Consider the following 12333-nt stretch of genomic DNA (forward strand, 5'->3'; position numbering starts at 1 on the left):
CTTGGCCAGTGGGAGACGAGACGGTCCGCCCGGTCGACGTGCGAAGGGCTCCGGGCGGACTCCGCTGTCCAGACTGCCGTCTTCTCCGCCTCGGCGCCGGGAACACGGCCGTGGCCTGAGCAGGGCATCGAAGAGTCCCTGCGCGCCCAGGCGGCAGACGCAGTGGTCGAGTGGGTCAAGATCCTCGAAGAGCCCCGATTTCTCACAGGTGGGCGTCGACATTCTGAGGACCAACAGGCCACGTTGGTCACCCGCGCTGCACTCGCTGCGCCGTTTGCGTTGTCCGTGCGGACAACGCAGCACGGGCGTTCCATCCTCCTCGGGGTCTTCTCCTGGGCCGCGGTGAACCTCTCGCCGCCCGAAGGCCGCAAGGATCGGCACTGGTTCGATCTGGGCGTCGGACTGGACTGGGCCGGTGAACGGCTTCAAGAACGGATCTACGAGATGGACGGCGACGACGGCACCGGCGAGGGGTAGAGCGGCAATGCCACGCCGTACCCGGAGGTCAGAGCAGGGCCATCGGCAACTGGGCCCCATTACACTGCGGACCGATCCGGCCCTCACACCCGACGGCCACCCGCAAGTACCGGAGCGCTTCCAGAGCTCGGCGACACGCTGCCCGTCACCGTCAGGCCGGCGTTGTTCGCGAGAACCGGTTCTGGCTCAACTTCTGTGGAGCGGTGACGCCCAGTGTTGGCGAAGGCCGCCGCGCATGGCTCATGTGACGGCCCTGTACTCCGAAGCTGCGGCGAAGTGACACGTAGCTCTCCACAGCAAATGACAGGCCCGCGAGCGGCCGGGCGATCAGCGGGGCAGGATGCGCATCACTGCCTCGCGTTCGCCGCTGAGCCGCAGGCCTTGCTGTTCTGCGGCGCTCAGATCGAGGTCGCCGAGCAGAGTCGCGGCCAGCAGGTGCGGCGGTCCGGTCAGTGACGCGGTGGGGTGGTCGACCCGGCCGGCGTGTGTGTGCACCGAGCCGTCCTTGACTTCGATGACCAGGTCTTCGTTGCCGTCGGCGTGCAGTTGCAGGGCGATTGCCGGCTGGTCGGGGCGGTGGTCGGTCAGTGCCCGGGCGGGCAAGTCCAGCCAGTGGGTGCGGAAGGTGTCGTTGCCGCCCGGCTCACGCAGCAGCGGCACGCCCCACCGGCTCAGTTCCCGCAGCACCGGCTCCAGCGTGCGGCCACGCTCGGTGAGGGAGAACAAGGTGGTGGCCACCGGCGGCGGGGCGGCCTCGCGGTGGATCAGGCCGGCTCCCTCGAGTTCGCGGAGCCGGTCGACCAGCAGGTTGCTGGCGATCCCGGGCAGCCCGTTGCGCAGGTCGGTGTGCCGGCAAGGCCCCAGGGCGAGCAGTTCGCGGACGATCAGCAGGGTCCATCGATCGCCGATGACGTCCAGTGACTTCGCGATGCCGCAGTACTGCCCATAGGTGCGCATGCCACCACCCTACATCGTGGTGTTGAGATTCAAAACTGCCTTGTTGACTTTCTCAACAATGTCGGTCTAGCGTCGCTGCCCATGACCCCCACCCTTTCCGTGCGTCGGCTGGCCTGGGCCGGCGTCGAGATCCGTCTCGGCGACACCCGCCTGCTGATCGACCCGCTCGAGAACGTCGCTCCGCTGGCGCCCGTGATGGGGCCGCCGCACCGGCCGGTCGACCCGGTCGACACCCCGCCCGGCACCCACGCCCTCATCACCCACCTGCACCCCGACCACTACGACCACGACCTGGTCGCCCGGATCGCGGCCACCGGCACGATCGGCTGCCACACCCCCAGCGCGGCCGGGCTGCGCGAGGCGGGCATCACCCCTGTCGCCCAGGACCTGGGCCAGTCACGGCGCATCGGAGAGCTGACCGTCACCCCGGTAACCTCGCTGGACTGGCGCGGCAACGACTGTGACCAGGTCGCCTGGGTCGTCGAAGGCGCCGGCCGGCGGGTCATCCACTGCGGCGACACCCAGTGGCACGGCAGCTGGTGGCAGATCGCCCGCGACCACGGCCCGTTCGACGTCGCGTTCGTCCCGGTCAACGGCGTCATCGCCCACTTCGAGGGCTACGCCGCCAACGTCCCGGCGACCATGACCCCCGAGCAGGCCGTCGAGGCCGCCGTCGCACTCGGCGCGGGCACCGTCTGCGCCATGCACTACGGCCTGTTCCACAACCCGCCGTTCTACACCGAACAACCCGACATCGAGCAGCGCTTCCAGCACGCCGCCGACGAGCGCGGCATCACCGCGGCCATCGTCGCCGACGGCCAGCCCGTCCTCTGACCATCAGAAAACAAGGAGCAACACATGAAGATCGTCCTGTTCGGTGCCAGCGGCAACATCGGCCGGCCCACCACCGAGGAACTACTGCGTCGCGGCCACACCGTCACCGCGGTCACTCGAGCCGGCCACATCGACGGACTGGGGCACAAGGCCCTGACCGTGACCACCGGTGACGTCACCGACCCCGCCGCGGTCGCCGGCCTCGCCGCCTCCCACGACGCCGTGCTCTCGGCCGTCGGCCCCCGGGTCGGCCAGGAGAACGACCGCGCCACGATCGTCGGTGCCGCCCGTGCGCTGATCGACGGACTCCGCCGAGCCGGCGTCACCCGCCTGGTCACCATCGGCGGCGCCGGTAGCCTACGCACGCCGACCGGCGCCCGGGCCATGGACGACCCGGACTTCCCCGCGCTGTGGAAGGCCAACGCCGAGGCCCAGTCCGAAGCGCTCGACCTCTACCGCGGCGTGCACGACCTCGACTGGACGTACGTGTCGCCCGCCGCAGTCATCGGAGCGGGCGAGCGGACCGGGGCCTACCGCAGCGCCGGGGACACCCTGCTCACCGACGACGACGGCAACAGCCGCATCTCGTACGCCGACTACGCGATCGCCTTGGCCGACACGATCGAGAGCGGCACCGCGATCCGCCGCCGCATCACCGTGGCGTACTGAGCCATGAGCAACGACGCCGCCGGCCGGCAAACCCGATTCATCGTCCTGCTCGCAGCGCTCGTGGCCCTGGGACCACTGTCCATCGACGGCTACCTGCCCGGACTGCCGGACCTCGCCGGCGACCTGCGCGCCAGCGCCGCGGCCACCCAGCTCACCATCACCGCCTGCCTGGCCGGGCTGGCCATCGGGCAGCTGATCGCCGGGCCGCTGAGCGACACCTACGGCCGGCGGCGTCCGTTGCTGGCGGGCCTCGCCCTCTACACGATCGCCAGCGCGCTCTGCGCGGTGGCGCCCGACGTCCGGACCTTCGTCGGCCTACGCCTGCTCCAGGGCATCGGCGGGGCGTTCGGCATCGTCATCGCCAACGCCATGGTCCGCGACCGCACCTCCGGAACCCGCACCGCACGTCTCTTCTCCACACTGACCTTGATCACCGGCCTGGCGCCGGTGTTCGCGCCGGTCCTCGGCGGCCAGCTACTGCGCGTCACGGCCTGGCCGGGGATCTTCGTGGGCCTGGCCGTACTCGGCGCCGTGATGCTGGCGGCCTCCGCCGCGGGACTGCCGGAGACCCGGTCCTCCGCGTCACGCCAGCCGCTGCCGGCCGTCGTCGGGCAACTGCTCGGCGACCGGGCCTTCACCGGGTACGTCCTGGCCAACGGCCTGGTCTTCGCGGCGATGTTCGCCTACATCTCCGGCTCGCCGTTCGTCCTGCAGGAAATCCACGGCCTGACACCGCAGCAGTACAGCGCCGTGTTCGCCGCCAACGCCGCCGGACTCATTGCGGCCGCCCAGATCGGCGGCCGGCTGGTGGCCCGGGCCGGCGCCCGCGTCCTGCTGCTCGCCGGTCTGCTGGCCGCGACAGCCGGTGGCACCACGGTCCTGGCCGCGGTGCTGACACGGGCACCCCTGCCCGCGCTCCTGATCGGCCTGTTCGTCCTGGTCTCCAGCGTGGGCCTCGTCATGCCGAACGCCACGGCCCAGGCCCTGGCCGACCACGGCGGACACGCCGGGTCGGCCGCCGCTCTGCTCGGCTTCAGCCAGTTCATGATCGGCGGGGCACTTGCTCCGCTGGCCGGCGCGGGTGGCGCCACCGACGCCTTGCCGATGGGAATCCTCGTCGCCGTGCTGCCGGCGCTCGCTCTGCTCACATTCGGCGTCCTCGAGCACCGGCAGGCTCAGCTCAGCCTGTTGAGTACGCGCCTGCGGTACCTGCCCTTCCCACCCCGGCCGGCCAAGCCGTTCAGGCCGCAAGAACGTGTGCCGCTGCACCAGCAGGTCGGCCGCGCGTACTGGACCACGAGGCCGTGCCCCCAGTGCGGAGCGGACCGCGGCCAGCACTGCGTCTTCGACAGCGGGCCACGTGCCGGCCGCGTACGGCAAGTACCACACGCCGATCGGCTGCAGCCTGTCATCGACGAACTCCAAGAGCAGCAGGGGAAGCACGGGACGGTCCGGACCGTATGGCGGGCGTACGACGTGCCCTGCCCCCACTGCGGCCAGGAGGCCGGAGCCCGGTGCCTCACGCCAGGCGAACCGCACTCCGCGCGCTCCGAACATGCCAGGAAACTCACCGAACAGCACGAGCCCCGCCCCTGAGTACATGCGTGGACCGGACGTGATCCTCAGGCAGACTCAGCATCCAACTGCTCACACCACGCGAGCCCTTCAAGAGGCCCGTACGGGCACGCGCAACAGGGCGGTTGCTCGGTTCTACCGAGCGTCGCGGCTCCCGATCATCCGGCATCGTGCTGCTGTCTGAGCAGTTGGACGCCTATGCGGTCGGTGTCGCCGGAGGTTCCGCCGATACGGTGGATCAGGACCCAGGAGCCGTTGGGGAGCGCGCCGGCGAACGTGGATGACGTCCTGGTCGCGCCGTTGTGCCAGGTGACCAGGCCAGTGGTCTGCCATGTGGGTGCGGGAGCCCCGAGCTTCCGGTCGACGAGCAGGCCCCTGAGTAGGTCGGCGGTGGCGCGGGGGGTGGCCCAGAGCCCGCCGGCGGGAAGGATGGCTCCGTTCAGGGTCCATTGTGGTCGTTTGCGTCCGAAGAGCCCCGCAGGGTGTAAGCACCGCTCTGCTGGTGGGCTGGCGGTGATCTCGCCGACGCCCAAAGGTGTGAGGACGTGGTCGTGAACGAATTGTTCGTAGGACGTCTGGGCCGCCGAGGACAGGGCCGCCCCGAGAATGGCGTATCCGAGGTTGGAGTACTCCCTGGCCGTGCCGACGGGCGCCACGGTGATCTGGTCGTAGGTGTCCAGCACTCGGTGCAGGGCGGCGGTGTCGAAGCTGCGGTAGGGGTCCTTGCCGGACAACCCAGGAGGCTGCCGGGGGAGGCCCGAGGTGTGCTCGGCCAGGTGCTGAAGGGTGATGCCGGTTCCGTGGGGTGCCGGGAGCCAGCGTTCCACTGGGTCGGCGGCGTTCAACAGGCCGACTGCGGCCATGCGGACGAGGGCGGTTCCGGTGAGGACCTTGGTGAGCGAGCCGATCTGGACGTAGCGGTCCAGGTGGTGGCCGTCGGTGGTGCGGGGCGCGGAGGCGCTGGAGAGGACACAGGTGGGTGTGCCGTGTCCGTAACACGGGCGCGGGTCCTTTCAGGGGCGGGCGGGCGGGACTGCGCATGCCGGGGTTCCGGCGGGCATGCGGTGCCGGTGGCGGGCAACCCAACGGTAGATGTGCTGTGCGACGGTGCGTAGGAGGGGGTTCTGGATGGCGTACGTTCCGGCGACGTGTCTTCTGGCTCCCTCCCCACGACCGAGACACCGTCCCCGACGGCCTCTATTCCTCAGGAGCCCCCGCCGAAGCCGTCGACCCGACCACGTTGGCGGCAGGCAGCAATGGCCGAAAGACCGAGCGCTCCGAGCGGCCGACACAAACCGCCGAAGCCTGAGCCGCCCCACTGGCACGAGTTGCGGATCGACTCACGCGTTGGCCCAAGACGGCCTCAACCGCTGCCCTGCAGGGCCGAGGGCCCACAACACGAGCGCCAGCGCGCACGGCACGAAGCGGGCCAGGTGCGCGTAGACCAGGGCGATCACGGCGCTGCTCGCGTCCAGGAACAGGCCGCGGGTCGCGTGCCTTGGTGAGGCTGAGAGCCTCCCGGAGATCGTCACCAGGGCCAGCGCAATGAGGTACGGCAGGGGCGGCCACGCGACGCCCTGGATGATCGGGGAGGAGTGCTCAGCATTCGCACGGCCGGCCTGAGCTGTTCCGGCAAGTCGACCATGTGGTCATCAAGTCCGGAGGAAGGGTCATCGGAAGCTGGGGCCGGCGCCAGCTGACAGTCGCGTGACTGTTCTGACGGCACCGGCAACACGGACGCCGTCTAAGCGCTGACGTTGGTGACGGGGGCGACTACTGAGCGCTGCTATCAGCGACAGGTCGGCGGAGCGGCAGAGAAACGTCAGCGGAACGTTAGCGGCGAACCGGACACTGGGACCACTATCGGCGGCACCCCCGCCCGATTCCGTACATGACAGCCCCCACCCTCCTCGGGAGCATCCCTTGTTCAAAGCGAAAAAACTGCAGGCCACCCTCGTTGCGGTCACCGCCGTGGTCGGACTTGCGGTGTCGACCCCGTCGGCCCAGGCCTCGACATGCCACGGGAACGGAGGTGCGTACATCTGTGAGTACGGCGTCTCACAGTCGGTCCTCTTCGACGGGACGGTGCAGGAGTTCGTTGTCGGTACCGACCACGCCGTGTGGACGAACTGGCACCGCCCCAACGGCTCCTGGAACGGCTGGGTGTCCCTGGGCGGATGGGTCCAGAGCCGCATCAGCGTCGAGCCCAGGCAGGAGCGCAGCACCTCACCCATCACCGTTTCTGCCATCGGGGCGGACGGCAAGTCCTGGTTCCGTATGCGGAATTCCGACGGCACATGGACCAACTGGTATATGAACTGCATCGACAACCCCAACGGCAAGTTGTGTCCGTGAACGTCGTAGGTGCACAGTTCCGGCCCTGACCTGACGTGGAAGCGGTGTTGACGGAGGTCACCGTCAGTATCCCTCCCGGCCCCTCGCGGGTTCGGCGAACGGCCACCGTCGTCCAGCGCGGCATCGCCCGGCGAGGCGGATGTCTCCCCTCGGGATGTCGCTCATGCTCCGCGGGGGCCCGCGGCCGCGGACGGGTTCAGCCCCGGACAGATCGATGCGCTACTGAAGGACGCGAAGGTGAGCAGGGACGGCTCCATCAGCTGAGCGGCGTTCATGGACGCGATGATCTACACGCCGAGGTCTACGCGGACCAGATGCACGACCCCTTCGTGCAGCGCTTCCCCTGGTTCGTCGACCACTGGAGCGACAACCCCGGCTTCACCTGCGTCATCGCCTACGACCAGGGCGAACCCGCCGGCTACGCCTACGGAGCCACCCAGCGCGAAGGCGCCGAATGGTGGCAGGGCCACGAAGCGACCCCACAGCCGGCCTCAGCCACCCGCACCTACGCCCTCTCGGAGCTCATGGTCCGCGCCCAACGAATCGTGGTCCTACACCCAGGTCGGCACCCCGCAGCCCTTCCCCGACAACCCGCTCTCCGCGGTCATGGTCTGCACGCTCCAGAGCTGAGGCCTGGCCCGGCTCCGACCCCGGTCATGCAGGCGCTGGTGCCGATTGAGTTGGAGCTGGCGCCGTGAAGCAGTCAGGGAAGCATCTGGGCAGTTCCCCGGGCATCACGCGACAGAATGGAAGATCACTCTCTGAGACGGCTGACCGCCGTAGCAGCGACTGGCGCGTCCGGGCGGGTCGGCGTGAGGGGCGCAGCTGTGCGTCCTGATGCGTAAGGAGTTTGTGGAGCGTGGACGTTGAAATTCCGCTACTCATAGGCGAGGCCGCCGCGGAGCTCGGTGACGGTGTCCCCTACGCACTCAAGGTCCTGGCCGGCCAGTTGTCCGAGGACCCAGACATGGGCGAACCCTCGCCGCTTTCCGGCGTCCTCGACGTGAGTATCGACGGGGACACATTCGAGGATTGCCCTGCTCTGGTCGTGGGCTACGTCCACGAGCCCGACCGGATCGAGATCCGGTACGTCTCCCGGGCTCAGCACGAGACGCCGGCCGGCAACGACCGGAGCCAGGGCCAGGCCCAGGGCCCAGACGAGGACCAAGACCGCGATACCGCTCGCGCCGCGGTCGTCGGGCGGGAGGTCTCGGACGTCTGGGCGCGGATTGCTGCTTGGCTGGCCTCTCATGCTCCGGCTTCGTATGCGGCGCTGCGCGCCGGCGTGGACGAGGAAGTCATAGACGCCTTCGAGGGGCGTCTCGGCGTACGCATCCCTGCCGAACTACGGACCTTGTGGGGTCTGATCGCCGGCGACGAAGGAGTGGGCCGGTGCGGCTGTCTGCCCGACAACATGGCCCTCATGCCCTTGGAGGAGGCGGAGGTCTTCTACCGGGAGCGGATGAAGAATCCCGTGATGCACCTTGACGGTGAAGAGGTCGACTGGTGGAAGGCCTCGTGGATTCCAGTGATCTCCTACGGTCCGGACGATCGCACCTCGGGCCTGTACCTGGACACGGAATCCGGATTCCTGGGGCGATGGTCCCGCTACAACGACACCCACCTTGAGGAGCGGGACACGCTGGTCACCTATCTGGAGGAGACCGCCGACATGCTGGAGTACCCGGCGCTGGCCGCACGGGACCAGCCCGGCCTCGTCGGCGACCGGCTGGTGTGGGGCAGCGGCCTGTTCCCCACCGATGAGGAGGCCTGGCGGCCTCTGGCCGGCTGACCCGACGCCACCACAAGCACAGGCCCCCTACCCGACAACGAGCGGGACCAGTGGCTGCCGGTCAGGATCCGCGGGCGGCCCCCGGACCCCGAAATCGCATGATTGGCTGTGTTTCACGAGAAGACGTGGAATGCTCGTTCAGTCGCTTCAACAGGTGTCGCCGGGACACCCGAGGCCCCAGGGCCGAACCAGTGGGAGTAAGAGGCGACCAGGCGGCAGCCGTATGCGTGGCTCGCGATCGGAGCCCTGAGTAGACCCCACTGGGTCCCGGCCTTTCACGTGAGCGGAACGACCTTCCACACCCCGACCGGCGACCTGTCCTTCGACATGAACAGCCTCCTCAAGGTTCGAACTGAACGACGACCTGATCCTTCTGCAGAAGCGTCTGACACAGCATGGGCGCGGCTGCGGGAGATCCAGGACCGACCGGCATGGCCGCCCGACGGCGGAGGGCGGCTGGCCTGAGGACGCCCACGCGGAGTGGCAGGCGGGCAAAGAGGCCTGGGGCGTGCAGATCGACGCGGTCCGCGAGGCGATCGCGGCCTGGGCGCAGAAGAGCGGGCAGCGCCGGATCGACATCGATGCCAGGCTGAAGGCAGCCCCTGGTGAAGAAGCGCGCCCGCGAACAGCCGGCGAAGAGGACCGGGCTGGTCATCGAGACCCGTGCACGGTTCGGCTTCGCGGCCGCCCCGGGTACGACGGATGACTGGCGGATGCGGCGGATCACGCAGCACGTCCCGCCCGTGCGCGGGCCGCCTGTTCGCCGCCCAGTGCCGGAGCACCGGAGGCCGAACGCCAGCGGATCGCCGCCGAAGCTCTCCCAGAGGCCTACTTCAAAGACGGCGGGCAGCGTGCCGGCAGCCTCCTGGTTGAGCTAACGGACATCGACTACCTCGACCTCGGATACTGAGCTCGGAGGGGCTGCCGGACCGGTGGACAAATGTGTCGCTGAGCGCCCCACTTGGCGGGGCCTGCGCTGCTGCGCTGCACCCTTGGTGCTCGTCGTCGATCACGCACTCGACTCTGGGTCTGAACCTTGAAGTGGTTACCCAGGGCGCTGTGCGCGGACGCGGCGCACGTACTTCACCGTCACCGCCGTCGGGAGACCGGTCAGGAGGAGGGACAGCCCCACCGGGAGCACTCCCGTCCACACCGTTGGCGAGACGTACGCGGTACCGGACGTACCGTCCACCACCCACGCACGGAGGGGTTGCGAATCGATGTCGCCCTCAACGGAGACGTCGAACGACGAGCCACCGCCGTCCGGGATGAAGACGCCCGAGCAGGACCTCGACGTTCCTCCATTGGCCACGCTGTTGTCGTACGTCCGGCAGTCGGCTTCGGCCACGGTCCCGGGCCTGCCCCACAGCGCCGCCCGCAGCTCTTCGGTGAAGGTCGTCAGCACGACGTATGCCAGAAGCAACCCGACCAGACAGGCCAGCGCTAGCCACGGCGCGGGTCCGACCTGCTCCGGTTGCCCGTCTAGAACATCCCCACCCTCGCTCATCCCACCCTCGGATCGTCGCCGGACCTCCATGGTGACCGATCCGAAGCACCCTCGGAAGCCTTCCATCGCCCGGTGGTGGCCTCGCACGACCGTCAAGCGGCCCGACACCAGCCGGACAGGACCTGGGCACGAACTCGCACCACCCCTGGTCACATCTCCGCCTGCACGGAGCGCTGTTGACGCGGACACTGCCCGGGACCCGGGCCAAGCGGGCCCGGGCTGCCCCTGGAGAGGGCGCACCTCGCCGGCGCCCGCGAAGCGGAAGAGAACGGCGACTTCCACCCCGATGACATCCTCCACGCCCGTGAGGAGCACTGCGAAGGCGGAATCCGGTGCGCGGACCAGGCCCCCGCCGTACCAACACGGGAGTCGCGGCAGCATCGGGGAAGTCCTCGGCGACCAGTGGCCGGGCGGCCAGTGCGAGGGTCTGACCAGACGGCTCCGGGGGGCGCGGGGCCGGCCGCGGTGAACTCCGCGACCGGGCCCCCGCCGGAGCAAGGACCGAAACTGCTGACAGGCGTACCTCAGGTTGTCAGCGGTGGAGGTCTCGACCTTCGTGAAGTTGTGAGGTCCAGGCAGGTGGGGCGCCCCTCCAGCGGTGCCATCTGTCAGAAGGCTGTTTCTGAACCTCTCATGTCGATGTGTCAGTGCTGCCTGCGATGCTCCTGGCATGAACGAGGAAAGCTGGTATCTCAAGGGTTGGGACTGGAACGACCTGACGTCCGTCCGGGAGCGGCTTGCGGACGGGGCGTCTCCGATCGCTCACTGGGGGTCATTCGGGCAGACACCCCTGCATTTGGCGGCAGCCGCGGGTGCCGCCGAGTCGGTGGCCGCGATGCTCGCTTACACACGGGAAGTGGATGTACCTGATGACCGGGGGCGTACTCCTTTGTGGTGGGCAGTCGAGCACGTGCGGGGGGAGACCGTTCGGGTGCTGCTGGCGAACGGAGCCGATGCATGGCGGCCGTGTGTAGGTGAGTGGACCCCAGGGCGACTGGCCCTGACGACAAGCCTTGCCTCTTTGGTAGAAGGCACGCCGGAAGCGGTGCCGTTGACGGCAGCGCAACGGACCAAGCAGGCGTGGGCCGACCAGCTGATCAGTGTCTTTGCGGCAGAGGAGATCCACACCAATGGCCTGAGAGTGGCGTTCACCGATGTCTTTGATGAGGACGAGGTCATTCATCGGCTCGGTGCCGATCCTGCGGAATGCCCCGTATTCCAGCAGGATTCCGGGATCGACCAGATGGACTTGTTTGACGTCGGCGGTAACCATGCGGTCGGTGTCACCGGTACCGCGCTGGGGTGCATCATCAGCCAACCCTTCTGGGATGCGGTGGACGATGACGAATTGGCCCGCAGACTGTCACCGGCCACCGTGTACAGCCTCTATTTCAATCCCAAGGGCGGGACCTCCGGCACGCTCTACCGCAATGGCATCGCAATACGGCATGAGGAGATAGGTCCTTGGACGCCGTTCGCGGATGACCCGGCCGAGCACTGGCTTTACCGCTTCTGGCAGCAACCCTGCGTACCCTTCCCTCATGGTGATGCCAACCTCCTGGCGTACGCCTGCGCGATGGGAGGCATCACCAAAGCAAGCACCAGGGACTGTTGGGCACTCAGTCGTGGACCGCGCCGTGTCGTGCGGGTGCCGCTAGTGCCTATTTCTGATCCGATCATGACATGACGGCCCGTGGCATTACGGTGTTTACCCAGCTCAGGATTCGAACGGCGGCGTTCGACGGTTGGGGTCACGGCTGGTCGACGGCTGACGGCCGGCCGCTGGTGCGGATTGCCAGACGAAGCCGTCGTGACGATGCGACAATGAGGCCGGATCGAAGGCCCCTACCCAGGGATCGTCACGACCGTGGTCCTCTACGGGGCGGAGGACGTGGCCCTGCTGCCGGGGGGAGCGAAGGAGGCCGGCATGGCGCTGCGCCGGCTGACCGTGCTCTACCTCCACCCCGTGTGTGCCGTCCCAGCCGTGCCGGACGTGGCGTGCGACCGCCTCTGCCACGGCGACCGACCGGTGCCTGCCTCCCTTTCTCTCGCCCATTGCGAGTTGTTGCTGCCAACGCCAACGGAAATGCAGCGCCCAGCGTGGGGGCGCGGAGCCCCACCCACCTTCTATCACCCTAGAAATCCAAGGGTTTCCAAGCCTTGCTAC

General features: G+C 68.6%; 12 protein-coding genes and 1 pseudogene. 10 read left to right on the forward strand and 3 right to left on the reverse strand.

Annotation, left to right across the window (positions count from 1 at the left end):
• The first annotated feature begins 285 nt into the window (after nt 1-285).
• A complete protein-coding gene (locus tag ABZZ17_RS35875; protein WP_356882802.1) occupies nt 286-477 on the forward strand; it encodes a hypothetical protein in 192 nt (63 codons plus the stop codon).
• Between the two features lie 327 nt (nt 478-804).
• Here ABZZ17_RS35875 and ABZZ17_RS35880 read toward each other — a convergent pair whose 3' ends face one another.
• Entirely contained in the window at nt 805-1434 is a 630-nt protein-coding gene (locus ABZZ17_RS35880; protein WP_356882804.1) for a helix-turn-helix domain-containing protein, read from the reverse strand.
• 81 nt (nt 1435-1515) lie between these two features.
• Between ABZZ17_RS35880 and ABZZ17_RS35885 the strand changes: the two genes are divergently transcribed.
• From ABZZ17_RS35885 to ABZZ17_RS35895, 3 genes are read left to right on the forward strand one after another with little or no spacing between them, the layout of a single operon-like run.
• Nucleotides 1516-2268: an MBL fold metallo-hydrolase gene (locus tag ABZZ17_RS35885; RefSeq protein WP_356882806.1), complete on the forward strand. Its 753-nt coding sequence runs from the start codon at nt 1516-1518 to the stop codon at nt 2266-2268.
• Between the two features lie 24 nt (nt 2269-2292).
• Nucleotides 2293-2937, forward strand: a complete 645-nt coding sequence (locus tag ABZZ17_RS35890) for an NAD(P)H-binding protein (protein ID WP_356882808.1) — start codon at nt 2293-2295, stop codon at nt 2935-2937.
• 3 nt (nt 2938-2940) lie between these two features.
• Nucleotides 2941-4533, forward strand: a complete 1593-nt coding sequence (locus tag ABZZ17_RS35895) for a multidrug effflux MFS transporter (protein ID WP_356882810.1) — start codon at nt 2941-2943, stop codon at nt 4531-4533.
• A gap of 137 nt (nt 4534-4670) precedes the next feature.
• Here the strand turns inward: ABZZ17_RS35895 and ABZZ17_RS35900 are convergent, their stop codons facing one another.
• Entirely contained in the window at nt 4671-5438 is a 768-nt protein-coding gene (locus ABZZ17_RS35900) for a serine hydrolase domain-containing protein (RefSeq protein WP_356882828.1), read from the reverse strand.
• Between the two features lie 209 nt (nt 5439-5647).
• On the opposite strand from ABZZ17_RS35900, the pseudogene ABZZ17_RS35905 reads away from it, so the two are divergent.
• From ABZZ17_RS35905 to ABZZ17_RS35925, 5 genes and pseudogenes are all read left to right on the forward strand, one after another.
• A pseudogene (locus tag ABZZ17_RS35905) lies at nt 5648-5821 on the forward strand (DUF6009 family protein); the annotation flags it as partial.
• Between the two features lie 614 nt (nt 5822-6435).
• Nucleotides 6436-6867, forward strand: coding sequence for a hypothetical protein (locus tag ABZZ17_RS35910; RefSeq protein WP_356882812.1), 432 nt, complete (start codon nt 6436-6438; stop codon nt 6865-6867).
• Between the two features lie 314 nt (nt 6868-7181).
• A complete protein-coding gene (locus ABZZ17_RS35915) occupies nt 7182-7565 on the forward strand; it encodes a hypothetical protein (RefSeq protein WP_356882814.1) in 384 nt (127 codons plus the stop codon).
• Nucleotides 7566-7726: 161 nt separating this feature from the next.
• The gene (locus tag ABZZ17_RS35920; protein ID WP_356882816.1) at nt 7727-8659 is read left to right on the forward strand and encodes an SMI1/KNR4 family protein; all 933 of its coding nucleotides are present in this window, start codon (nt 7727-7729) and stop codon (nt 8657-8659) included.
• A 508-nt stretch (nt 8660-9167) separates the two neighbouring features.
• On the forward strand, nt 9168-9365 hold the full coding sequence (locus ABZZ17_RS35925; protein ID WP_356882818.1) for a hypothetical protein: 198 nt from the start codon (nt 9168-9170) through the stop codon (nt 9363-9365).
• Between the two features lie 339 nt (nt 9366-9704).
• Here the strand turns inward: ABZZ17_RS35925 and ABZZ17_RS35930 are convergent, their stop codons facing one another.
• The gene (locus tag ABZZ17_RS35930; protein WP_356882820.1) at nt 9705-10232 is read right to left on the reverse strand and encodes a hypothetical protein; all 528 of its coding nucleotides are present in this window, start codon (nt 10230-10232) and stop codon (nt 9705-9707) included.
• Between the two features lie 604 nt (nt 10233-10836).
• Between ABZZ17_RS35930 and ABZZ17_RS35935 the strand changes: the two genes are divergently transcribed.
• On the forward strand, nt 10837-11853 hold the full coding sequence (locus tag ABZZ17_RS35935; RefSeq protein ID WP_356882822.1) for an ankyrin repeat domain-containing protein: 1017 nt from the start codon (nt 10837-10839) through the stop codon (nt 11851-11853).
• Nucleotides 11854-12333 lie beyond the last annotated feature (480 nt).

The sequence above is a fragment of the Streptomyces sp. NPDC006512 genome, assembly GCF_040611935.1.
GTDB lineage: Bacteria > Actinomycetota > Actinomycetes > Streptomycetales > Streptomycetaceae > Streptomyces.

Bases quoted from the DNA above. Each gene is read 5' to 3' on its own strand.
- ABZZ17_RS35930 (WP_356882820.1), bottom strand. From the start codon at position 10,232: ATGGAAGGCTTCCGAGGGTGCTTCGGATCGGTCACCATGGAGGTCCGG.
- ABZZ17_RS35915 (WP_356882814.1), top strand. From the start codon at position 7,182: ATGCACGACCCCTTCGTGCAGCGCTTCCCCTGGTTCGTCGACCACTGG.
- ABZZ17_RS35885 (WP_356882806.1), top strand. From the start codon at position 1,516: ATGACCCCCACCCTTTCCGTGCGTCGGCTGGCCTGGGCCGGCGTCGAG.
- ABZZ17_RS35890 (WP_356882808.1), top strand. From the start codon at position 2,293: ATGAAGATCGTCCTGTTCGGTGCCAGCGGCAACATCGGCCGGCCCACC.
- ABZZ17_RS35895 (WP_356882810.1), top strand. From the start codon at position 2,941: ATGAGCAACGACGCCGCCGGCCGGCAAACCCGATTCATCGTCCTGCTC.
- ABZZ17_RS35935 (WP_356882822.1), top strand. From the start codon at position 10,837: ATGAACGAGGAAAGCTGGTATCTCAAGGGTTGGGACTGGAACGACCTG.
- ABZZ17_RS35880 (WP_356882804.1), bottom strand. From the start codon at position 1,434: ATGCGCACCTATGGGCAGTACTGCGGCATCGCGAAGTCACTGGACGTC.